The 23299-nt window shown below is 50.6% G+C and carries 26 protein-coding genes; 14 read left to right on the plus strand and 12 right to left on the minus strand.

The genetic code is table 11. The features are described from left to right. The first annotated feature begins 81 nt into the window (after window positions 1-81). Entirely contained in the window at window positions 82-408 is a 327-nt protein-coding gene (locus tag HVZ37_RS18090) for a cupin domain-containing protein (protein ID WP_042999460.1), read from the plus strand. 58 nt (window positions 409-466) lie between these two features. Here HVZ37_RS18090 and kduD read toward each other — a convergent pair whose 3' ends face one another. From kduD to HVZ37_RS18110, 4 genes are all read right to left on the minus strand, one after another. Then, the gene (kduD, locus tag HVZ37_RS18095; protein WP_181627837.1) at window positions 467-1228 is read right to left on the minus strand and encodes a 2-dehydro-3-deoxy-D-gluconate 5-dehydrogenase KduD; all 762 of its coding nucleotides are present in this window, start codon (window positions 1226-1228) and stop codon (window positions 467-469) included. A gap of 55 nt (window positions 1229-1283) precedes the next feature. Continuing rightward, a complete protein-coding gene (gene kduI / locus HVZ37_RS18100; protein WP_042288966.1) occupies window positions 1284-2120 on the minus strand; it encodes a 5-dehydro-4-deoxy-D-glucuronate isomerase in 837 nt (278 codons plus the stop codon). Window positions 2121-2509: 389 nt separating this feature from the next. Then, entirely contained in the window at window positions 2510-3688 is a 1179-nt protein-coding gene (locus tag HVZ37_RS18105; RefSeq protein WP_042999458.1) for an acetyl-CoA C-acetyltransferase, read from the minus strand. Between the two features lie 102 nt (window positions 3689-3790). Beyond that, window positions 3791-4675, minus strand: coding sequence for a LysR family transcriptional regulator (locus HVZ37_RS18110; RefSeq protein WP_181627838.1), 885 nt, complete (start codon window positions 4673-4675; stop codon window positions 3791-3793). A gap of 101 nt (window positions 4676-4776) precedes the next feature. On the opposite strand from HVZ37_RS18110, the gene HVZ37_RS18115 reads away from it, so the two are divergent. Beyond that, window positions 4777-5232: a multidrug/biocide efflux PACE transporter gene (locus HVZ37_RS18115; RefSeq protein ID WP_181627839.1), complete on the plus strand. Its 456-nt coding sequence runs from the start codon at window positions 4777-4779 to the stop codon at window positions 5230-5232. A gap of 141 nt (window positions 5233-5373) precedes the next feature. Continuing rightward, window positions 5374-6603: an amino acid permease gene (locus HVZ37_RS18120; RefSeq protein ID WP_044254163.1), complete on the plus strand. Its 1230-nt coding sequence runs from the start codon at window positions 5374-5376 to the stop codon at window positions 6601-6603. 29 nt (window positions 6604-6632) lie between these two features. Here HVZ37_RS18120 and HVZ37_RS18125 read toward each other — a convergent pair whose 3' ends face one another. Beyond that, a complete protein-coding gene (locus tag HVZ37_RS18125; RefSeq protein WP_044254160.1) occupies window positions 6633-7103 on the minus strand; it encodes a hypothetical protein in 471 nt (156 codons plus the stop codon). Then, on the minus strand, window positions 7090-7884 hold the full coding sequence (locus HVZ37_RS18130) for a winged helix-turn-helix domain-containing protein (protein WP_044264308.1): 795 nt from the start codon (window positions 7882-7884) through the stop codon (window positions 7090-7092). The genes HVZ37_RS18125 and HVZ37_RS18130 overlap by 14 nt, the downstream gene beginning before the upstream one ends. A 602-nt stretch (window positions 7885-8486) precedes the next feature. On the opposite strand from HVZ37_RS18130, the gene HVZ37_RS18135 reads away from it, so the two are divergent. Next, window positions 8487-9188, plus strand: coding sequence for a hypothetical protein (locus tag HVZ37_RS18135; protein ID WP_043001830.1), 702 nt, complete (start codon window positions 8487-8489; stop codon window positions 9186-9188). A gap of 20 nt (window positions 9189-9208) precedes the next feature. After that, window positions 9209-9520: a hypothetical protein gene (locus HVZ37_RS18140; protein ID WP_042999452.1), complete on the plus strand. Its 312-nt coding sequence runs from the start codon at window positions 9209-9211 to the stop codon at window positions 9518-9520. Window positions 9521-9547: 27 nt separating this feature from the next. Here HVZ37_RS18140 and rcnR read toward each other — a convergent pair whose 3' ends face one another. After that, window positions 9548-9820 (minus strand): Ni(II)/Co(II)-binding transcriptional repressor RcnR, encoded by a 273-nt coding sequence (gene rcnR, locus HVZ37_RS18145; protein ID WP_042999451.1) that lies wholly within the window; start codon window positions 9818-9820, stop codon window positions 9548-9550. A 120-nt stretch (window positions 9821-9940) separates the two neighbouring features. On the opposite strand from rcnR, the gene HVZ37_RS18150 reads away from it, so the two are divergent. The 6 genes from HVZ37_RS18150 (at window position 9941) to HVZ37_RS18175 (ending at window position 17572) form a co-directional block, all read left to right on the plus strand. Then, window positions 9941-10825: a nickel/cobalt efflux protein RcnA gene (locus HVZ37_RS18150; protein WP_181627840.1), complete on the plus strand. Its 885-nt coding sequence runs from the start codon at window positions 9941-9943 to the stop codon at window positions 10823-10825. Window positions 10826-11659: 834 nt separating this feature from the next. Continuing rightward, a complete protein-coding gene (locus HVZ37_RS18155) occupies window positions 11660-12193 on the plus strand; it encodes a fimbrial protein (protein ID WP_043001829.1) in 534 nt (177 codons plus the stop codon). Window positions 12194-12245: 52 nt separating this feature from the next. Further along, complete coding sequence (locus HVZ37_RS18160) at window positions 12246-12998, plus strand: fimbria/pilus periplasmic chaperone (protein ID WP_054176836.1); 753 nt, start codon at window positions 12246-12248, stop codon at window positions 12996-12998. Continuing rightward, window positions 12979-15534 carry a fimbrial outer membrane usher protein gene (locus HVZ37_RS18165; protein WP_181627841.1) on the plus strand — a complete coding sequence of 852 codons (2556 nt, stop codon included), beginning with the start codon at window positions 12979-12981 and terminating at the stop codon, window positions 15532-15534. The genes HVZ37_RS18160 and HVZ37_RS18165 overlap by 20 nt, the downstream gene beginning before the upstream one ends. 6 nt (window positions 15535-15540) lie before the next feature. Further along, the gene (gene stbD / locus HVZ37_RS18170; protein ID WP_181627842.1) at window positions 15541-16881 is read left to right on the plus strand and encodes a fimbrial usher protein StbD; all 1341 of its coding nucleotides are present in this window, start codon (window positions 15541-15543) and stop codon (window positions 16879-16881) included. Continuing rightward, window positions 16847-17572, plus strand: a complete 726-nt coding sequence (locus HVZ37_RS18175; RefSeq protein ID WP_181627843.1) for a fimbria/pilus periplasmic chaperone — start codon at window positions 16847-16849, stop codon at window positions 17570-17572. Before stbD ends, HVZ37_RS18175 begins: the two co-directional genes overlap by 35 nt. Window positions 17573-17603: 31 nt before the next feature. Here HVZ37_RS18175 and HVZ37_RS18180 read toward each other — a convergent pair whose 3' ends face one another. Further along, entirely contained in the window at window positions 17604-17876 is a 273-nt protein-coding gene (locus HVZ37_RS18180; RefSeq protein ID WP_042999446.1) for a GNAT family N-acetyltransferase, read from the minus strand. An 11-nt stretch (window positions 17877-17887) separates the two neighbouring features. Then, a complete protein-coding gene (gene yjdI, locus HVZ37_RS18185) occupies window positions 17888-18118 on the minus strand; it encodes a 4Fe-4S mono-cluster protein YjdI (RefSeq protein ID WP_042999445.1) in 231 nt (76 codons plus the stop codon). Between the two features lie 616 nt (window positions 18119-18734). On the opposite strand from yjdI, the gene HVZ37_RS18190 reads away from it, so the two are divergent. Both HVZ37_RS18190 and HVZ37_RS18195 read left to right on the plus strand, forming a co-directional pair. Beyond that, window positions 18735-19583 (plus strand): transcriptional regulator, encoded by an 849-nt coding sequence (locus HVZ37_RS18190; protein WP_181627844.1) that lies wholly within the window; start codon window positions 18735-18737, stop codon window positions 19581-19583. 106 nt (window positions 19584-19689) lie between these two features. Continuing rightward, complete coding sequence (locus HVZ37_RS18195) at window positions 19690-20058, plus strand: hypothetical protein (RefSeq protein ID WP_224267557.1); 369 nt, start codon at window positions 19690-19692, stop codon at window positions 20056-20058. 45 nt (window positions 20059-20103) lie between these two features. Here HVZ37_RS18195 and HVZ37_RS18200 read toward each other — a convergent pair whose 3' ends face one another. Beyond that, window positions 20104-20655 carry a hypothetical protein gene (locus HVZ37_RS18200; RefSeq protein ID WP_044264319.1) on the minus strand — a complete coding sequence of 184 codons (552 nt, stop codon included), beginning with the start codon at window positions 20653-20655 and terminating at the stop codon, window positions 20104-20106. A gap of 277 nt (window positions 20656-20932) precedes the next feature. On the opposite strand from HVZ37_RS18200, the gene HVZ37_RS18205 reads away from it, so the two are divergent. Further along, window positions 20933-21556 (plus strand): hypothetical protein, encoded by a 624-nt coding sequence (locus HVZ37_RS18205; RefSeq protein ID WP_042999441.1) that lies wholly within the window; start codon window positions 20933-20935, stop codon window positions 21554-21556. Here HVZ37_RS18205 and HVZ37_RS18210 read toward each other — a convergent pair. Then, window positions 21553-22077 carry an HD family hydrolase gene (locus tag HVZ37_RS18210; protein ID WP_181627846.1) on the minus strand — a complete coding sequence of 175 codons (525 nt, stop codon included), beginning with the start codon at window positions 22075-22077 and terminating at the stop codon, window positions 21553-21555. The two genes, HVZ37_RS18205 and HVZ37_RS18210, sit on opposite strands and share 4 nt — an antisense overlap. Before the next feature lie 123 nt (window positions 22078-22200). Beyond that, window positions 22201-23292, minus strand: a complete 1092-nt coding sequence (locus tag HVZ37_RS18215; protein WP_043001827.1) for a fimbrial protein — start codon at window positions 23290-23292, stop codon at window positions 22201-22203. Between the last annotated feature and the right edge of the window lie 7 nt (window positions 23293-23299).

Here is a 23299-nt window from a genome sequence, read left to right on the forward strand (position 1 = left end):
AGTTCATTTGATCTCCCATTTTCTTTGCCACGCACCTGAGTTAGCTTTAATGAAACATTGTTTCAAACAATAGGATCCCACATGTTTGTTTTCCATAACGAGACGACGCTTGACGATCTGGGTAATGGCGTCACTCGCCGTATCCTCGCGCATAACGGCAAACTGATGGCTGTCGAGGTTAACTTTGAGCAAGGGGCGATTGGCCCGCTGCATCACCATCCACATGAACAACTGACCTACGTGTTATCCGGTGAATTTGAATTTACTATCGGTGACGAGAAGCAGGTGGTACGCGCGGGAGATACGTTGTATAAGCAGCCAAATATCGTTCACGGCTGTGTCTGCCTGAAGCCGGGAACACTGCTGGATACCTTTACGCCGGTTCGCGAAGATTTTCTCAACGCCTGATTTCATCAATAAAAAAACCCTGCGCGAAGGCAGGGTTTTGTCAGCAAGCGGGCGCGAATTAACGTGCCAGCCAACCACCGTCAACCGCCACGGTATAGCCGTTGATATAATCAGATGCGCTGGAGGCCAGGAAGACCACCGGCCCCATCAGATCGCTCGGCAGACCCCAACGTCCTGCCGGGATACGGTCGAGGATTTCAGCGCTACGCTGCTCATCGGCGCGCAGTTGCTGGGTATTGTTGGTCGCCATGTAACCCGGTGCAATCGCGTTGACGTTGATGTTGTGCTTCGCCCACTCGTTCGCCATCAGACGGGTCACCCCCATTACGCCACTTTTGGAAGCCGTGTAAGACGGGACGCGGATACCGCCCTGGAAGGAGAGCATGGAGGCGATATTGATGATTTTGCCGCCGTTACCCTGTGCGATGAAGTGTTTGGCCGCCGCCTGAGACATAAAGAACACGCTCTTGATGTTCAGGTTCATCACGTCATCCCAGTCTTTTTCGCTGAAATTGATCGCGTCTTCGCGGCGGATCAGACCCGCATTATTGACCAGAATATCGATATGGCCGAACTCAGCAACCGCACGCTCCAGCAGTGCCGGGATCCCGTCGATCTGACGCAGATCGGCGGTCAGACTCAAAAAACGACGGCCCAGAGTGGTCACACGCTCGATGGTTTCGGTCGGTTCAACGATGTTAATCCCGACGATATCGCAGCCCGCTTCCGCCAGACCGAGCGCCATGCCCTGGCCCAGACCGGTATCACAACCTGTCACGACAGCGACTTTACCTTCGAGAGAGAATGCATTCAAAATCATTGTAAATCCTTAGTTTTTCATACCTGTCACGGACAGGCGTTATGAGCGCCCGCGACTAACGCAGATCTTTCACCGCAACGTGGTCCATATCATCAAAGACCTGGTTTTCACCGACCATGCCCCAGATGAAGGTATAGGCTTTGGTGCCCACCCCGGAATGGATCGACCAGCTTGGCGAAATGACGGCCTGCTCGTTATGCATAACGATATGACGCGTTTCCTGAGGCTGCCCCATCATATGGAAGACACAGGTGTCTTCTTCCATATTGAAATAGAAGTACACTTCCATACGGCGTTCATGGGTGTGGCACGGCATGGTGTTCCACAGGTTGCCCGGTGCCAGTTCGGTAAGGCCCATACTCAGTTGGCAGGTTTCCAGTACATCCGGCACGAAATATTTATTGATGGTGCGACGGTTGCTGGTGAGATTGTCACCTAATGTCACAGGCGCAACATCAGCAGGCGTCACTTTTTTGGTGGGATACGTGGTATGCGCCGGTGCGCAGTTATAATAGAACTTGGCTGGCGTTGCGCTATCGACGCTGGCGAAAACCACTTCTTTCGCCCCTTTGCCAACATACAGCGCATCGCGGTGGCCGATCTCATAGCATTGACCGTCGACGGTGATAGTGCCCGCGCCGCCGATGTTGATCACACCCAGTTCTCGACGTTCCAGAAAATAGGTTACGCCAAGCTGTTTACCGACTTCACCGCCAACGGAGACCGTTTTTGCCACCGGCATAATGCCACCGACGATGATGCGGTCAATGTGGCTGTAAACCATCGTGTATTCGTCAGCCACGAACACTTTCTCAACCAAAAACTCCTTGCGTAGCCCCTGGGTATCCAGTGTTTTGGCGTGCGCGCTGTGAATACTTTGTCTTACGTCCACATTTACCTCCAGTGATGTACTGAGCGGGAATCCCTCAACGGAGAGCGAAACGCTGTTCCGTTTTACGTTATGCGCCCATGATAGTCTTCCGGGGAACCGTTTTCAATTACAAATAAAACATCGTTTCACTTTTTCTGCATCTTATTATCAAAAGTGTAATTCCGATCACGATCGATTCATTCCGTGATTAAGAGCAGGAGGAAAATGGTATAGAAAAACAAGGAAATAGGCGTTACCCCTGAGTTTTCGACGCCCTGACTTGCGGGTAAACGGCTGTCAGTTCATTCGCTTAACGCGAAAATCAGAAGGAAGGAGAAACAAAACGCAGCCATGCCGCCACGATTATCGTGCGGCATAACGGGGGGAGTGAAGAGGAGAAAAAAGAGTCGTTAATCGCGCTCAATGGCTAACGCCACGCCTTGCCCGCCGCCAATGCACAGCGTTGCCAGACCTTTGCGGGCATTACGTTTGACCATTTCGTGAACCAGAGAAACCAGAATACGACAGCCGGAAGCGCCAATCGGGTGGCCAAGGGCAATCGCGCCGCCGTTGACGTTCACCCGTCGCTCGTCCCATTCCAGCATTTTGCCAACCGAAAGCGCCTGGGCGGCAAACGCCTCATTTGCTTCAATGAGATCCACATCGGCCAGTTGCCAGCCGACCCGCTCCAGACAACGGCGAGTGGCATACACGGGGGCGATCCCCATCAACGCAGGATCCACGCCGACGCTGGCAAAGGCGCGGATGCGCGCCAGCACAGGCAGGTTCAACTCCAGCGCTTTGGACTCGCTCATCATCATTACCGCTGCCGCGCCATCGTTTATAGAAGAGGCATTGCCGGCGGTTACCGACCCCTGCAGTTCAAACGCCGGATCCAGACGCGCCAGGCCTTCTGCGCTGGCATCCGTACGCGGCTGCTCATCGGTATCAATGATCACGGTTTGCCCATTACGCTGGGTGGTGACCGGGACGATTTCCGCTTTAAAGCGACCAGCATCGATGGCCGCGCGTGCCTTTTGCTGTGAACTGAGCGCATACGCATCCTGCAGTTCCCGGCTGATGCCATATTCACGCGCCAGATTCTCTGCGGTCACACCCATATGATAATCATTGAAGGCATCCCACAGGCCGTCGTGTACCAGGCTGTCGACGAGCTGGCTGTTGCCCAGTTGCGCGCCGGTTCGGCTGTCGGTGAGTACATGTGGCGCACGGCTCATGTTCTCTTGCCCACCGGCAATCACAATATCCGCTTCACCGCACTGGATCGCCTGCGTGGCAAGATGCAGCGCTTTCAGCCCCGAGCCGCAGACGTCGTTAATGGTGATAGCAGAAACCGTGTTCGGTAATCCCCCTTTGATCGCTGACTGACGCGCCGGGTTTTGTCCCGCCCCCGCCGTCAACACCTGTCCGAGGATCACTTCATCAACGGCATGCGCATTCACGCCGCTGCCTTCAATCAACGCTTTGACCACCATACTGCCCAGTTCAACGGCAGAATGACGCGCCAGCGTCCCCTGAAAACAACCAATTGGCGTACGCAACGCCCCGACGATCACCACCTCTTTCATTACGACCTCAGCGCAAAATAACACCGCAATAGTAGAGGATTGTTAAAAATAGTTATCCTGATTGTTTAAGAAAGGTGAGTTTTATCACAAAGGAAATCGTTATCACGCCTCTCTGCCCGGGACACTGCCTTGCTGTAAATGGTATCTCAGCCAACTCCCTGCCACACCGGGCGGGGATTTTTTGTTCCAGAGCAGATCGATGGCGATCGCTTTCGGCCATCCCGGGACAGCCAGTTGCACCAGCGGTTTTTCCGCCGCGAACTCCTCCACCAGTGCACACGGAAGCGCGCACCAGCCAAACCCCTGTACCGCCATACTCAACAACAACAAATAGTTCGGCGCAGACCAGACCGGGCCGCGGGCAAGCTGGGCACCATGGTCGATATAGGTGTTAAGGCGCAATTCACGCCAGGTATGCAGTTGATCCCATTGCAGTTTCTTCTCTTTCGCCAGCGGATGGGACGCGGCAACGTAAAGTCCCATCCACGTTTGCATCGGCAAGCGCGTCGCACCGATATCGGTGGGATAGTGGTCTCTGGCTTCAATCAAACCAACCTGCGCCCGCTCTTTTTGCAGCAGATCGATAACGTCCACATCCTCACCAATCAGACATTCAAATTCGGTATGTGGAAACTGGCGATCAAACTGCACCATCAGTTCCTCCAGCACGTCGGGGTGTAACGTGTCGGAGAGCACAAACGTCAGACGCGCTTCGGTTTCGCCAGCCAGCGAAAGCGCCACCTCATCGAGACGTTCGCTGGCCGACAGAATCGCCTGAACGTAACCAAGTACTTTCTTGCCTTCTTCCGTTAGCAACGGCTGACGCGAAGAGCGGTCAAAAAGCGAAACGCCAAGATCGGCTTCAAGGTGAGCGATCGCCGTGCTAATGGTGGACTGACTTTTCCGCAGTCTGCGTGCCGCCGCCGAGAAAGAGCCACAGGAAACGGTCTCGACAAATGCGGTTAAGGCTTCAGGTGAGTAACGCATGAACTATCTACTTTATCGATGGATACTATCTTTTAGATATCACATAAAACGATAAAATTCCCCCTATTCCGTTATCCGGGCGTTTTCAAGATAGGTAAGTTATGCAACACAATGCAGTTCAACGTCGTTCATTACTGGAGCGTGTCTTTCACGCCGTCTGTTTTGAAGGGATCGCTACGGCGATCCTGGCTCCCACCACGGCCTGGTTGATGCAACGATCGGTGCTGAAAATGGGCGGACTGACGATCCTGCTGGCGACCACGGCGATGATCTGGAACATCATCTACAACGCGCTGTTTGACCGTTTCTGGCCTTCACATCTGGTGACACGAACGGCGAAAGTGCGTGCGTTTCACGCGCTGGGGTTTGAAAGCGGCTTTATCGTCATCGGCGTGAGTATCGTGGCGTATGTACTGAACGTTAGCCTGATACAGGCCTTTACGCTGGAGATCGGCTTCTTCCTGTTCTTCCTGCCCTACACCATGTTCTATAACTGGGCTTATGACACGTTGCGCGTACGCTTTGTGAGGCGTCGCGAACCGCGCGTGACTGCCTGATAACTCACACTTTTGCCGGAATCCACGCGGTTCCGGCAAAACCTGTTGCCCCCCTTCTCCCGTTCAGTCCTCACGCCCACCCGCTCATTTATGGTAAATTGCGCTTCTTTTTGTTTATTTTATAGTTGATACGTTCAAGAAATGTCTAAAATTTGGTCAAAAGAAGAGACGCTCTGGAGCTTTGCGTTATATGGAACTGCCGTGGGCGCAGGAACCCTGTTTCTCCCCATCCAGCTAGGCTCCGCGGGCGCGATTGTCCTGTTTGTCACCGCTCTGGTCGCCTGGCCTCTCACATACTGGCCGCATAAAGCGTTATGTCAGTTCATTCTCTCGTCGAAAACCTCTGCGGGAGAAGGGATCACCGGTGCAGTGACGCACTATTACGGTAAGAAGATCGGCAGCCTGATTACCACGCTGTACTTTATTGCCTTTTTCGTGGTGGTTCTGATTTATGCCGTCGCCATCACCAACTCCCTGACAGAACAGCTCGCCCGCTATCTTGAGATTAGCCTCGGCATCCGCATGGGAGTCAGCCTTGGCGTGGTATTGATCCTGAACCTGATTTTCCTGATGGGCCGCCATGCGACCATACGAGTGATGGGCTTTTTGGTGTTCCCGCTGATCGCTTACTTCCTGTTTCTCTCGCTATATCTGACCGGCAGTTGGCAACCCTCTTTGCTTACCGGACAAATGGCGTTCGATCAGCACACGCTGCATCAGGTATGGATATCAATTCCGGTGATGGTTTTTGCTTTTAGCCATACGCCTATTATCTCTACGTTTGCCATCGACAGACGTGAGAAATATGGTGAGCTGGCCATGGGTAAATGCAAAAAAATCATGAAGGTAGCGTATCTTATCATCTGCTTAAGCGTGCTGTTCTTCGTCTTTAGCTGCCTGCTGTCGATTCCGACATCGTACATCGAAGCCGCTAAAAATGAAGGTGTCACCATTCTTTCGGCCTTATCCATGATGCCTGCCGCCCCGGCGTGGCTCTCGATTTCAGGTATCATCGTCGCCGTGGTGGCGATGTCGAAATCCTTTCTCGGCACCTACTTTGGCGTCATCGAAGGGGCAACCGAGGTGGTCAAAACTGGTCTGCAACAGGTTGGGGTGAAGAAAAGCCGGGCCTTTAACCGCGCCCTGTCGATCATGATGGTATCGACCATCACCTTTATTATCTGCTGCATCAATCCGAATGCGATCTCGATGATTTACGCCATCAGCGGGCCGCTCATTGCCATGATTTTGTTCATTATGCCGACCCTGTCGACATACCTGATCCCGGCGTTAAAACCGCACCGTTCGTTCGGCAATCTGGTCACCCTGATTGTCGGCCTGCTGTGCGTGTCCGTGATGTTCCTTGGCTAATACTGGCGTAAACGGCTCGTCCGGGCCGTTTACTCACTACTGCGGCATAACAACGAGGGGGCGCCTACCGTCGTAAAGGCCCACCCTTCCCGATAGCGTTTAATCGATAGCGAGAAAGAAGCGCGCTCAGTGAGATAAAGCGCAGGCAACGAACGGTATCCTTTGTTCACCTCTAAATTGTCGCTCGGAAACCGCACGAGGTTATTGGTGCTGATAATATAGTTGTCACGAACCTTATAATAGGTGAAATACACAATCCGGCTAATTTTAAATTTTTTATTTTGCGGCGTATGCAAATCACCGGTAATCGTGACGATCCCCTGATTATTTTGCATTTGATAGGCTACATCTCCCCGAAACTCCTCATTATTAATTTCCCATACCACACGCCCCTCGCAATCAATATTATTTTTGCTTTTATGTGCATACCAGAACCCCACACCGGCCAGGGTTACTATTACCACCAATACAATGAAGATAACTATTTTAGTTTTTATCATTAATTGAATACCAGGTCGTACATTTTGTTAGAGGATGTTCCCTTATATCCAACTGACAAGCAATTGCCGCAATATTCTTCGCGCTGCTCATTCCCGAGAGATAGACATAGTTATGATTCTGACAGATATCCGGGTGTCTCGTCAGGAATACCGTATAGCGAGTATTAAAGGTACTTTTGCTTTTCATTAACAGGGTACAGGATGAAAAGGAGACAGAGTCAACAATGGCATAGGAAGAGAACAGCGATTCGGCCGTCGGATATAAAAAGCCAAAAGAAACGCTGACACCGATCAGCAATGCCGACAGTAAAATAGCCCCCATCTTTAGTGTTGTTCTTGAAGGCCGTAATTTAAGCGCTACCGCTGTCAGAGCAGGCCATACAGGCTCCTCCCTGCTTTCGCCCTCTTCCACATTTTCAACCGATTCCGTCTCCGTACGTTGAATCTCTGCGGTGATCATCATACCCCGCCGGGCGACGGTTCTAATCAGGTCGCGCGGCAACCCAACCTCCGATAATGCATTTCTGAGCATGAGCACCGTCTGATATAACGTATTGACGGAGGTGATAGTGTTTTTATCACCCCAGCCAATCTTTACGAGCTGGGCTTGCGGAATAACAACCCCACAATTTGTAAGGAGATATAAAAGGATGAAACTCGCAGGATTTTGAAGAATGACAGTTTTTTGCGTATTTTTATTCGTCAGACTTCTGTCACCCGGGTGAAAGTCAACCAGGTTATTAATTGTGTATACTGTAGTGTGTGTGTACTTCTCAAACACTGTGTGCGTTCTCGCATTTACATGATGAATGTCATGCTACAAAAATCTTATACAGAGATCACTAAATATATAATAGATATGTTTGGACGCTCATAACCTACAAACAAAAATTCTTATAAATCAATACACTTCAATCTGAAAAAGATCAGGTGTTCTTAATTAAGACCATTTTAGGTGCGTTATCACTCAGCACTCATTATTATAGTTTCACGTTTAAAAAGCGGACAAACAGATAAATAGCATTACTTAATAAAAGACAATAGCATTGTTACAATTTTTTCAGAGAATTTAACATAAGATCAACTTTTTGCCATTAATGCCATTTAGCGATAAAACTTAAACATTTTTGCAATATAGATTTTCCTGGTGGTTGTTACAAAATTCCTGGAGGCTTTTTTTCATGCTTCCTCAACGGAACAATGACCCCGCCAGAAACCTGAATTGATACAGAGGGAAAACCCTTAAAAAATTCGTGATTAAGAATAATAGCAATAAATAAAATTTCGGATTTCCTCTCTATCAAAGTTGCATTTTGTAGAGTATTGACATGTTTTAAAACGGATGAAATTATGAAATCATCTACGGATAGGGAGGCTCTCAATATGGGGCTGGACGTTAAATTAAAGAATTTGACATGCAGCAGTTGTACCTTGCATTGTAAAATAATGCCCGAAAAATCACCCCGCTTACAGTATTGCGCCAATGCCTGTTTTTGCATGTGGCCAGAAGAAAGCATTTATTTTAATAAAGGGGTCATTGAAGGTATTTTAAATCACAATCACAACGCCAGACTTAGTGGTTATATTTTTGTGGATTTCTCTATTAGCTTTTTACGCCTGTTTTTGGATAAAGAGTGGATAGAATATCTCGCAAGCACCCGCATGGGCATTATTTTGATCAGCGATCGCAACATGCAGTCGCTCGCCAACTACTGGCGCAAAAATCATCCTGCTGTTTCCGCTATCATTTACCATGATGACGGACTGGATGTCGCCAATGAGAAGATCAGGCAGGTGTTTATCGGACGGCATTTGTCGTTCACCAAGGGGAATACGTTGACGCAGATGGAGTTCACCATTCTGGGCCACATGGTTGCAGGCAGTAATCCGCACCAGATCGCTCAACTGTTGAACATGGATATCCGCAGCATCTACGCCTACAAGCAACGAATTGAAAAAAGAATGGGTGGACGAATCAATTCGTTGTTTATTCACTCTCATGCGGTTTCTGGCGATAAGTCGTCTTATCCGCTGTTGCTCAAAGAGATGGATGGTACAGCAGTGCATTTGCAAAGACGCAGATGAGTCCGACAACAGGGAACGAAATGGACAAGGATTATAAAGTGGGATACTACGAAGAAGAAACGCGCGCGCTGAGTGCAGTACTGTTATCACTGTTTACGGCCCGTGCTGAGATAGCTTTCGGTGAGCTGGAGTGCTCTCTGCAAAAACTCGCCTTCCCGCCTGCTGTTCGCAGGTTGTGTGAAGAGGCGTTGCAAAGTCATAGTGAAGACGAAGCCGATCGGACGAATGCCCGGGCGGTTTGCTGCCTGCTGCATGCACTGGAATCGATCAGTGGCTATAAGCACGTTGAGCGCTATATTGCCCAACGGAATCAGGCGGTCGTGTATTGCTAAGACACCGAGTCGGGACAGCGTTCCCGACTATTTTATATAGGAGTCCAGAACTTTCAGTACCACGTCCAGATCTTCTTCCCGCTTCTCTTCATCACTCTGATGGACGATATGCTCGGTCAGATGCCCTTTAATCACTTCTCGCATTAAACCATTCACGGCTCCGCGTATTGCGGCGATCTGTTGCAACACAGCGGCGCACTCATGGGGTTCATCGAGCATTTTTTTCAGCGCAACCACCTGCCCCTGAATTTTGCTGGTTCGGGCTTTAAGCTTCTGTTTATCCCGGATTGTGTGTGACATCGCAACACCTCCTTAACATAAAACGTGGTGAATTATAGCATTATGTATCTACTGGGGGGTAGTATTTAGTACTGGGGGGGAGTAGAATCGGGCAAAGACAAGCAACTAAGAATCATTATCATGGGTGAATTTTCAACACTTCTTCAGCAAGGTAACGCGTGGTTTTTCATTCCCAGCGCGATTCTTCTCGGCGTGCTGCATGGACTGGAACCCGGTCACTCGAAAACGATGATGGCAGCATTTATCATCGCCATTAAAGGAACCATTAAGCAGGCGGTGATGCTGGGACTGGCGGCAACGCTCTCCCATACCGCCGTGGTCTGGCTGATCGCCCTCGGTGGCATGTACATCAGTCGGGCGTTTACCGCAGAATCTGTGGAGCCCTGGCTGCAACTGATTTCCGCGTTTATTATTCTGGGCACCGCAACCTGGATGTTCCGGCGGACATGGCAGGGTGAGCGAAACTGGCTCACCGCCACGCAGCATGATCACCACCATAACCACCATGATCATGCGCATCACGATCATCATGACCACCACGAACACCACGAACACCACGATCACGACCATCATCATGACCACTGCGATCTGGCGGGACTGACTGAGGGGTCGAAAGCATATCAGGATGCCCATGAACGCGCGCATGCCAGCGATATTCAACGCCGCTTTCACGACAAAGAGGTGACCAATGGGCAAATCTTATTGTTCGGTCTGACCGGCGGACTGATCCCCTGTCCAGCCGCGATTACCGTACTGCTGATTTGTATCCAGTTAAAGGCCTTCACGCTCGGCGCAACAATGGTGCTCGGCTTTAGCCTGGGGCTGGCGATTACGCTGGTGACCGTCGGCGTGGGCGCAGCAGTCAGCGTCCATCAGGTCGCTAAACGCTGGAGTGGATTCAATGCACTGGCAAGAAAAGCGCCTTATTTTTCCAGCCTGCTGATCGGTCTGGTCGGTCTGTATATGGGAATTCACGGCTACATGGGGATTGTTCACACCTCCTGAACACATATTTCTGACGCACAGCGCCTGCCGCTGTGCTCACTTCCCTTTCCAAAAAACCATCCATTTAGTTGCGAGTTGCAACTATTTTCTCGATAAATATTTCCTTGCATCACCATAAGGCACACCACGTTGGGCTGAAAATCCCTTGTCAGTGACCATTTTCAGGGCTGGTTCTTACTGTTTATTGCGATGAAAATGAGGAAAGCATCTCAATATCAATTACAGAGCAAAAATTTTTTTCCCATTTTTTGATGTCAAACAACCCGCTATTATTGGAACCCATCTTACTTAGCTTCCAAAAGAAGACAGGTAATCACATAAAATTCTTATCCCGGCATAGCATCATAAAAATGGTTAGCACGGTTAATCATTCATTTTTCCTTATGCATTAAATGTGAATTATCTTAACCTGGCAATCAATTAAGTCGTAATACGTTTTACGTCCGGCTCAACACTTCAATATTAATCATCTAATAATCTAAAATTCCTAAAGAAGTTACAGCCGATCTATTTCCAGATTTCAATAGACCCAACCTATCACGAGTATTCCATCTGTTCGTTTTAAACGATTTTCCTCTCCAGGAATTTTCCGGCTAATATCCTCACAGACAAATTAATTTATTCATTCGGGTGAAATGAATCTCGCCACGAGAATAAAATCATGGTGTTGAAGATATTCTCAGCGCAAAAAAACTCACCTTTAAGAAAATTACCAATAATTTTATTTTGTCTTCATTCCCGCACAGAGCCATCACGATAAATGTCCCTGCGCATGGAAGAACCCTGACTCACAGGGTAAATCAACACGACTGATAAAAAATGGAGTTTTATATTATGACCTTAAATCGTGCCTTCCTTTCGGCGCTGATGGCTTCTGCGCTTTTTTCCACGAATGCACTGGCCTCTGACAATACCATTACGTTTATGGGCGAAGTGAGTGATGAGACCTGTTCAATATCGGTAAATGGCTCTGATGCTTCTCCGGTGGTATTACTGCCGACCGTGACGGCTACCGAACTGAATGCCAATCAGGTGGCTGGCGCAACGACATTTGATGTCGGTGTGAGCAACTGTACTGGCTCGTCTTCTGGCGTGCAGATCTCGACGGTCTTCGTGGGTAACAACATCAGTTCTGCTACCGGAAACCTTGGCAGCACAGGTTCTGCGACGAATGTAGAGATCCAAATTCTCGATACCAGTGATGCCGAAATTGATTTCCGCAGCGCCTTTACCGGCACCGGCGACCTCTCTCTCGCGGCTAACCAGACCTCAGCGAGCGCGACCTATAAAGCCCAGTATTACAGCGCCGGCGCGGCCACGACCGGTACAGTACTGGCTTCACTGCAATACGCCGTTTCTTATCAGTAAACGTCGTTCTGGCGGGAATGTACTCCCGCCATCCACATTCAGGGAAAATACTATGCGAACCTCTCATCGTCATCGCACGCTTATTTCAGGCTGCCTGTTTCTTTTTTTAGTCGCATGCTGTAGCCATGCCAATGCCAGTATTACGATGACAGGAACGCGTATCATTTATGATGGTGCGGCGAAATCGACTGATGTGCATCTAAAAAATAAAGATGCCATTCCTTATGTTGTCCAGAGCTGGTTCGATAACGGTAATATGGCCGATGGCCCGGAAAAGTCTGCGCAGGTTCCGTTTATTGCCACGCCTCCGGCATTTCGCATTCAACCAGGCGAAGGACAAATCATTCGTATTGTTTACACTCACGGGAAAAAATTACCACAGGACCGGGAGTCACTGGTCTATTTTAATTTCATGCAAATTCCTCCCGCCAATGCCGGACAATCAGCGAGCCAAACCGAAAAACAAAATAGCCTGCTGATTATGTTGCGCAATCGGGTCAAACTTTTTTATCGCCCGGCAGGACTGGTCGGCGATCCGCAAAAAATGCTGGAGAATCTGCAGGTCAAACGGATTAACGGAAATAAAGAACTGGCGATAAGTATTAAGAACAATCAGCCTTATTTCGTTACGGTCGCGGCCCTGCAACCTGGCGGGTCGTCGCAAATCCAGCACCCTAAAAATGACATGATCTCGCCTTTTGCCAGCGAAACGTTTCACTTTCCGCGAACCGCTGACGCGCAGCGCGTACGCATTACCTTGATCAACGATCAGGGAGCACGCATCAGTGCCGACTATCCGCTGTAACACCGTCGTCGCGCCCCTGATCGGCCTGGCGTTAGTTCCGGCGACGGCGTGTGCGGAATACTACTTTGACCCGGCGCTTTTGCAGGGTTCTGATTTTGGTAAGTCACTGGATCTGGATCGTTTTAATCAGCGGGACAACGCCCTTCCGACAGGCGACTATGTGCTCGACGTATATCTTAACAACCAGTTGATTCGTCGCCAGGCATCGATCGCCCTGGTCAAACCCGAAGGCGACAAAACTGATGTGCAACCCTGCCTGTCACCGGAACTGATTGCCCTCAGCGCCATACGTACGACGCAAAATGTAACCCCTAACATCTGTCTGCCGATCGACGCTCTGGGCCCGAAAATCAGCTGGGAGGTGGATTTAAGCTCGCTGCGCCTGAACATGGTGGTTCCCCAGGCGGGGCTGTTACATTCGCCACGAGGATTCATCCCGGTCTCCGAATGGGACGCCGGGGAAACCGCGCTGTTTCTGCGCCACAATACCAACTTTTACCACACCGAAAACACAGACAGCCATCTGCGCTATGACTATCTGTGGAGCAACATCAATGCTGGCTTCAACCTTGGCCTGTGGCAGGTTCGCCATCAGGGCAACCTGCGCTACGCCGATGACAATCAGACGGGAAGACACTATAAATACAATGCGGTTGCCACCTCGGTACAACGGCCTTTACCGCAACTGGACAGCATCATTGCCTTCGGCGACAACTACACCAACAGCAGTCTGTTTGGCAATCTGTCATTCAATGGCGTCAAGCTCAGCACTGACCAACGCATGTGGCCACAGGGTAAACGAGGCTATGCCCCGGAAGTGCGCGGCGTCGCCACCACGACGGCCCGTGTGGTTGTACGCCAGCAGGGAAAAGTGATTTACGAAACTACCGTCGCGCCCGGCGCCTTCGTGATTAACGATCTGTACAACACCCGCGGCCAGGGCGATCTGACGGTGGATGTCGTTGAAGCAAACGGACAAGTTTCGCGCTTCACCGTCCCCTATTCCGCCGTACCGGACTCGATTCGTCCCGGTAACTGGAATTACGAACTGGCGATGGGCTACGTTCGTCAGTACTACAGCGTAGAAAATAAGTTTATTGAAGGTGTACTGCAGCGCGGGATGAGCAACGTGCTGACGGCCAACATGGGTTCACGACTGGCAGATAATTATCAGGCCTTCCTCGCCGGCGGCGTGCTGGCAACCTCCGTCGGCGCATTCGGTTTGAACACGGTTTTTTCCAGCGCTCATGTAGAAAATAACGAAAAACAACAAGGCTGGCGCGTCGAGGCAAGCTACAGTAAAACCTTCACCACCGGCACCAACCTGGTCCTCGCGGCCTATCGCTATTCCACCAGCGGCTATCGCGATCTGCAGGACGTACTCGGCGTACGTCGCCAGGAGAAAAACGGCACCCTCTACTACTCTGATACGCTCAATCAGCGGAACAACTTCTCGGCGACCGTCAGCCAGCCGATGGGTGACTGGGGCATGCTGAGCTTTACCGGCAGCACCTCGGATTACTATAATAACGCCTCACGCATCACCCAGTTGCAACTCGGTTACAGTAATAGCTGGCGTGACATCAGCTTCAATATCAGCGCCGCACGCCAGCGGAGTACCTACTCCAGCCGCTACTTCAGCAGCGTCAACGATCGCGATTTTGATAACGAAAACCAGCGAAAATACACGGAAAACACCGTATCGCTGGGGATTTCGATTCCATTCGACTTTGGTTCCAGCCGCTCGCAAATCAACCTCGACATGAACCGCAGTCGCGACAGCCGGACGGCCACGGTTGGGATGAGCGGGACGACGGGTGAAAAGAGTTCTACCTCGTGGGCGCTCTACAGCGGCATTGAGCACAACAACGACAGTGGCGACAGCTCGACCTGGGGCGGAAATATTGAACATCGCACCTCCGTCGGCGCCTTCCGCGCTTATGCCTCCCGGGGCGACAGTTATCAGCAGTATGGACTGGGGATGTCCGGTACGCTGGTCGCCCATCGCGGTGGGATTACCGCCGGTCCGTATACCAGCGACACCTTCGCACTGGTGGAGGCTCCCGGTGCACGCGGAGCCGAGATTCGTAATGGGCAGGGCGCGACGGTGGACCGTTTCGGCTACGCGATCCTCCCGTCATTAACGCCCTACCGCTATAACACCATTAGTCTCGACAGCCAGAATATGGCCGATGACGTCGAACTTCAGGGCGGCAGCAAGCGGCTGGTCCCCTATGCGGGCGCAATTTCTCGCGTAACGTTTAAGACCACTCACGGGAAAGCAACGTTGATTAACACCACTCTGCCCGATAGCAGCCAGCCACCGATGGGCGCGGACGTCACGGACAGCAATGGCGAAGCCGTGGGCATCATGGGCCAGGGCGGGCAAATCTACGCCCGACTCGCCGCTCAGTCCGGCGTGCTGTTCGTTAAGTGGGGTAAAACCGCCGCCCAGCAGTGCCAGGTCTGGTATCAATTGCCAACGACGCGCGACGCGCCGCTGTACCAACTTACGCTACCTTGCCGCCAGGAGTGATGGCTTATGAAATTATCTTCTTTTTTCCCGCTGCTGTTAGTTGGCGTCGTACTGGCACAGCCGGCATGGTCTGCCTGTAAAAGGGTAACCTCTGCCAACGATCTGTCTCAGACAGCGAAAGATGCCGGTTACATCGGCGCCAGCTGGGGAGGCGTTGGCGATAGCGAAGTCAAAGGCAAACTGGGGTTGCCTGGCGTTATCACCTTAAGCAGCGGCGCCGGATTTCAAACGGAAGGCACACTGCTCGCCAGTTCGACGGCCAGCTTTGTGCCTAATGGTCGCACCCAGGGCGTCAACGCCAATCAGATCTATTTTCGCTGCGACGTCGCCGAAATCGGCAAGGTGTATGAGTATTACGCCACCAACGGCGATGATGCCTGGGGCGGCAGAGAAGCGGTTGCCGGGATTGAAGGCGCTTACTACACCTACGTCAAAAACGTGGCGCTCAGACTGACAAACCTGAAAACCGGGCAATACTATTCGCGCTACTGGCAAACACGCCTCATCCCTGAAAACGAGATGTTCAATGATGGGACCTACATTTACATCCCGGGCAGCGCCTTCAGCGATGTTTTCGTTGAGCTGTTTCGGGTTGATGACGCATCAAAAGGGGTGAACGGTTCAAACCGCTATGGTTATACCTACGCCGGGCCGGCTGGCTATATCGCCTTCCACGGCGGCGGCATGAGCTCCGGGCTGTTTGACGGTGCTGACAGCAGAACCAACTACGACGGCTGGGGCGCCATGCAGTGGCCTGGCGGCTGGACGCTCACCAGCCAGAGTTACTTTGTGCGCGGCGCCGCCTGTCGAATCGATGACTATCCCGCTATTGTCCGTCTGCCGCCGATCAGCGTCGGTGAGCTGAGCGGCGGCGGCACAGCGCAGACCCCGTTTAACATTACCGTCGAATGCGAAACCGGCGCGATTTCCGGCACCGCGGTCTCGACAACCAGCAAAGCGAACGTGGCGATGGGTTTTCTGGTGAATAACCAGACGGCGGCGAATGCGGCAAATCAGTTAGGGCTTAAGACCGGATCGGGAGCCTGGACCTGGCTGCTCGATAACCACTATGGCGTCAGCGGCGTGGCGTCCGGCGTGGGCATTCGCATCTACAGCGAAAAACTGGGCGGTAGCGCTATCAACCTGCTGCCAAATCTGACGTCAACCGCCACGGGCAACACCGGAGGATGGTACGGCTATGCCGATTTAACCAGTAAAACTTCAACAAGCGGTTCGACCGAATTGTATAACGGGGAATTCACCGCCTCGCTGGAAGCCATTCCAGGCGAAGCCATAACAGCAGGATCGGTTTATGCACAACTTCAGGTGGTGGTTAGTTTTCAGTAGCGCGTTGCTGTTGAACGTTCTGCCGTTCTCCGCTCATGCGGTGGTGAATAGCGAAGTGACCCGGGTAATTTTTAATGCGGGTGACAAAAGCGCTTCGCTGGCGCTGATCAATTCCCCGCAGCAGCCAGCCCTGGTTCAGGTCTGGACCGATACGGGTAATCCCTCGAGCCAGCCCAATGAGGAGACGACGCCCGTCATCGTACTACCGCCGGTATTTAAAATGCAGCCCGGCGAACTGCGCAGCATTACGCTGCAACTGACCGACACCTCGGTACTGCCGCGCGATAGCGAAGCGCTTTACTGGCTGAACGTGTATCAGATCCCGCCCATGACGCAGACCGACGCCCAGGTGGTGCAGAAAGTGGTTCTGCCGTTACGCATCCGCATGAAGGTGTTCATTCGCCCGAAAGGCGTCGGTGCGCTTAAGGAAAGCGATGCGGAGAAGCTGCACGTGATATACGCCGGGGCGCAAAATCAGTTGCAGTTAACCAACCCCACCCCGTGGCATATCACGCTGGCCGGAATAAGCTGTGAGTCCGGCAGTGCAAGCGGCATCATGATTGCGCCGCTGACGACGGTATCGGTCCCGCTACAGGGACAAGGAGCACCATGTTCATCGGTCCGCTATGACGTCATTAACGACCAGGGTACCCTGTGGCATTACAATAAAGCCGTCTCGCGTCTCCCGTAGCGGACGGCTTACGCGCCTTGCCCGGCATATTTCAGGCCCGAATATCGTCATACTCGCGAGTTTTATCAAACTCGTGTTTGGCAAACGGGCAAAGAGGAATAACTTTGCGTTTTTCGCGGCGCATTTTCTCCACGACTTTCGCCACCAGCTGTTTTCCGACCCCCTGACCTTTCAGGCTGGCATCGACATCGGTATGCTCAATAATGCTTAAATGCTCACCGGTTGGAACAAAAACAATTTCAGCGACCTGATTCCCCTGATCATTATTGACATAGAATTTATTGTGACCTTCCAGTATTTCCATTTTCCCCTCGCTTATTTACGACGATATTGTAGCGCCCCGCTTGGGCAAGTATCGATAACGTTGATCACCGTTGAGACATCCACTTCATCAGGCATAATCCACGGCTTACGTTTCAGATTGAAAAGTCTGGCGCTACCGCGTACACAATTTCCAGAGTGCTGACAAATTGCTGTATTGAAGTAGACATCGATTTTCTCACCGGTATAGACGCGATAACCCGCATCCTCAAGTTGCTTATCCATGACATTGCCTCATTTTTTGTTTATCCCTTAAGCATAGCGCGTGAATATCACCCGCCACCACTTTAATGTTAGATGAGTAAATACTCATCTGCTCCTTATGTTTAAGCATAAAAAACCAATTATAGTGGCATTTAAGATTTTATATTATGCATTTAATGATATTTAAGGTTATTCGCTCTAATTGACTATTTAACATCAGGTCGGCATAATAAATCTTTCAAATGACTCATTAAAAAAATCTGTTTTTATTCAAGAATACTCATTAAAAATAGTGAGTTACAGAAAAGTATACCTGTCTGATACCGAATCTTAAATCACGACGTTGAAACAGATTTCAACGCCACTTTGTTGATAATCAGGCCATAATTTCTCCGGAATGCGGCATTGGGATGTTTAAATGATTACAGTAGCTGATTATTCATTGCGGCAGAATCCACCGACCTTGTTAATAAATTGCTTTGTTTTATATGCACTTATGTGAAACTTCAGAACAAAAACATTAGTTTCATAAATTAAACGACTTACTGAACTCATTTATACTATACGTAATAGTATGTTCAGAATTTTCTACAATTAAGTCTCTACTGTTTATAACTTTCGAACACCGTGAACCCATATGTACTGGATTATTAACGATAATATTGAATTCAGACCAGACAGTAAAAAGTTAATTTCTGTCACTAACCCAGAAATTAACGTGATTTTGACAACGCCTGCCAGTCGTTGTCTGCTTTTGCTGCTTGACGCTTCACCGGACGTCGTCACTCAGCAGGAATTTTTTAAAAAGGTATGGGAAGATGAAGGCATGCTGGTGCCTGCCAACACCCTTTACCAAAATATTTCTATTGTCCGTCGAGGCTTACGCGCCGTTGGCGAGACTGACCGGATCCTCGTCGCCACAGTCCCGCGCAAAGGTTTCCAAATCGACAAAAGCGTTAAAATTACTCGCGTTGCTGCGGTTCAGGAGGCTGAAGTGGCCCCTGATTCTCTGCAGGGTGAAGATGAACTGGATGTGGAGTACCGCACTGAGGCGGATCCCGCGCTTACGCCAGAAGAAATCGCCCCTCCTGCCCGTGCGATGACGGTAAGTAAGAGCAGCAGATTGCCGCTCTTCGTTAGCATTCTCGCCATGGTAGCGGCATTTTTTATTGGCGCTATCGGCATGAACTATTTCTGGCACTTTAGCGATACGAAGCCATTCTTCGCTGATTACACCTTCGTCGAGCAAGACAAAGGCTGTCGTTTCTATACCAAAGATGACAGCCACGATAACAAAAACAGCTTTGCACACTTTAAGGCGCTGATTCTGGGTTCTGGACTCGATTGCGAAAAGTACCCCTGGGTGTACTTCCCGCTATCACAAACGTCGCCAGGCTTAGCGGTTCTTGTCTGCCGCCAGAACTACCTGAAATCAGCCATTCCAGGTTGTATTACACTCTCTTTTCGTGGAGTAGGAAGTGAGTAAAAGAACAGTCATAACGATGAGTGCCATATTTTTACTCGCGGGTGTGCTCATCAGCGCGTTATACAATTTTTTATTGTCAAAACATTACGATAAACAGGAATGTTCGATGTCGCTGGTGGTGTTTCATAAAAACGCCCGCGCAAATATCACGCTGAACTACATGTATTCGCTGAAAAACCAGAACGGCATCGTAGCCGTCAGCGGAACCTATATTGAAGATAACAAACTGAAAGGGCGCATCAGACGAGATGTGGCCTATAACTGGACAGAAAATCAGGATTCGTATCACTTACACTCAAGCAGAATCAACAAGTTCGAAATTATCGAAACGTTGCCGGATGATCTGCTAGCCGATATTCTGCCTGATTTTTACGTTTACCCCGATAAAGATGTGAGTTACTCCATTCTCAATCAGGGTGTTCACGGGTTCCTGTTCACCATCGGGAAACGTCCCCTGCTCTATTGCGCCCGATAAACGGGAGAAAACCGTCAGCTCTGTGCTCAACAGGGCTGACGCGTTTTAAAGAAACATACTCTCTTCGAGTAAATTCTCTTTGATCAGCAGTAGATCGTGAACCCGGTGCCCACCTAATTTCTTACACGCAAGGTTGCGATAGGTGTATACCCGTTTCGGCGGTAGCGCCAATGATTCGGCAATCAGGTTAATATCTTTACCCAACAGCGATTCACAAATAATCCTTTTTTCAACACGATTGAGAACATGATTCCTGATAGCCTGGCGTTTTTCCATACCGACCAGACGCGTAATGATCATTATCAGCGATAGCAGAGACTGCTGTGCGCTGACAATCACATCGGCATCCAGGACCAATGCACTCCGCTCTGAGTCCAGTATAACCAGCAACTTACATTTTTTGTTGAGTCTGGAGATTTCTTTAGCACAACATTTGTTGAACAAATTAAGATGCAAAATCACGGTATCGTCGAATGTGAGTCTTTCAACAGGTAAATGAGGCATGGTTTCTTTCACGATTTCCAGGTTGGCCTCTTTTGCCAATAAGACAATACCCTCCTGCAAATAGTTATCATTACTTATAATATATATCGCCATCGCTTTATTTCCGTATTAATAATTTAACTCACAGGTCGTTTCCGTTCTTCTATATCCAGCTTTAGCGAGACATGTAAAAAATTATATTGATAAGCTTACGAATAATACAATTAAATAGTCTTAACTGGTGTGACATTTATAACTTATTGATAATGTGCATTTTAATTAAATTTCTTAAACACTCTTAAGTAGACAATTATTCGTTTGTCTCTGTATTCTGTCTCTTTCTCTATGTTATGTTGTGCCATTAGCGAACGGGCGGATGGGATGGAAAAAAATGACCAGGCGTATCGATTACCTGATTGAAAAATATCATTTCACTGAAATCAACGAGTCGCCGCGCATTGCCAGCCAATGGAAAGAGGTTCTGGCGGAGTGCCAACAAGAAAATGCCGGTGTTGAAGAACGACTGCGTATTGCGCTGCTTAATGTCGATTACGTAACCAGCTTTGAACTGCCCTTCCGTTTGCTCCTCACCCGTACTCCGCAACTGATCGACAAGCTGCGGAAAGAATTTGCCCTCACCCAGAAAAATGTGCTGATTAATGATAAACGCCGTGGCCAGGTTTACAGCATCAATGCCGATCTCAGTCGCGTCCCCGATGCCTTTCGCTATCGTCTGTCGTCGCGTATCCGCCGTATGGATGAGGAAACCATTACCACGGCGCCCTATCAGCAGGTTGCCAGTCAGACAAAGCATCCCGAGGAACGGCTTCGCCTGGCACTGGAGAGTGGTTTGCAGGTTAACGCCCTGGATGGGCTGTTCTGGCTGGGGATCCAGCGTATTGCCGCCGATATTCAGCGACTCCGCGCGTCAGGCATGCCGATTCTGGCGTCAGATGTCGAGGTGTTCGATTCACTGACCGGCACGCGCCGAACCGTGACGGCATACCATCTTTAACCGGTTGTCAGTTCCTGAAAGCGGGATAAAAAAAGCGCGCACGCCTCTCGTGGCATCAGTGGCGTGACGGTCAACCGCGTCGTGGGCGAGATCCCTGCCAGCATCGGCCAGTCATTACCGGGATCCAGATTGAGATCGCGCCGCTCGGTTGCCAGCATCATCAGGTCCACCTGTTTAATCACCTTGCTCGGGGTGAGAGGAAGATCGAAACGCTGACGAATGGCGTTATCCAGCCGTGCTTCAATCTCTTTGTACGCGGGAAGCAAGCGCTTTAACGGTGAGGGAAGATCCAGACAATAGGCCTCAGCGGCATCGTGCAGCAGCGCTTCAAGCGCGAACTCAGGTGGCGTTAACTGGCTGCACAGAACCCCGTGTTGGGCGACACTGTAAAATTCAGGCACATGTCCGGCAAAGCGACAGAGGTGCGAAAGGGCGACCGCAATATCTTCAATCACAATATGCTCCGGTCGAATATCACCGTAATCGATGTGTTGCCCGGTAATGGTGGCGATAAATTTCATCCGTTCTCCTGCTTCCTTGCCGTTCTTGCCCACGTCGGGCGCCTGGGTAGCCATAAAGAAACTACGTTTTTATATTCACTACGTAAATATTTTTCACCCCTTACCGCACGCTTTTATGGCTTCTTAGTTATATTCCAGCACAAAGGTGGCAGTGCCATTTGCCCGTCCCGCGGTGACCGTCGATCCTGTCTGCACCATCTGTGCCATAAAATTGACCGGCACTGCCGTTGCGGCGCTGGAAGCGGGAACTTTCTGTACCACTGGCAGATTTGCGGGCTCATTCAGCGTCACCGATGTTCCCTTTACCGGCCCGTTACCACCATTATCGCCATAGCGGATCCGGATCCCGACGCCGTCCGCACCACCGGGAAAGTGCGTAATATCCAGCGTATCCGTCGCCCCGGTCGTCGCCGGGGTCGCGAAGAAGCCAATACGGATATCCGTGGGCGTAGCGCAATACACAGGGATGCTAAACGGCACCGCCGAACCGCCAGAGGTACCCGGGCCTTTGAAATCGCTCCGGTTCGCTTTGCCCAGATCGACAAAAATACTGGCGCGGGTGACGCTACAGCTACCGCGACTGCCGATGTCCACGTTCATCGCCGCAAGATCGAGAATCACCGGCCTGCTGACCTGATCGCCATTTCCCCCCGCATTCGGGTACGTCATCGACAGGTTCCCGACATTTGCCAGCGTGTTGGCGAAAGCATGGTTATTACTTACCAGTTGAATATCAGCGGTTTTATAGAAGGTCACCCACGCTTTCACCTCCACTTCCCGTTGCGTCAGCATCGACGGGCTCTCTGTGCTGTCGCAAACCGTAACCGACCGACTGCCCACTGACTCCAGGAAATGGATCGGCCCCCCGTCGCACTGGAAACTGAGTGAGTAGCCGATCCCGGGCAAGGCCGAATTGAACACCGCATGTCCGTCAATTATCTGCCCACCCTGGGTATTCAACTGCTGATAGACGATTTTTTTCCACGACGATGTCGTCCCTTGCCGATCGCAGGTAAAGCGAATCCCCCCACCGTTCACCGGCATAATACTGCTCATCTGAGTATTGACCCGCAGCGTCGGCAGATATTTGATGTTTTGAAAGTTCAGGGTCATTTGTCCGGTATTACCCTGACAGGTTTCGGCCTGAACGTACTGGCTAAACAGGCTCGCTACCAGCAGCATTAACCCGCAAATAAGACGAAAAACCCCTGACATCGTCAGT

Origin of the sequence: Citrobacter sp. RHB35-C17, assembly GCF_013816795.1 — a bacterium.
GTDB classification, from domain to species: Bacteria; Pseudomonadota; Gammaproteobacteria; order Enterobacterales; family Enterobacteriaceae; genus Citrobacter_A; species Citrobacter_A amalonaticus.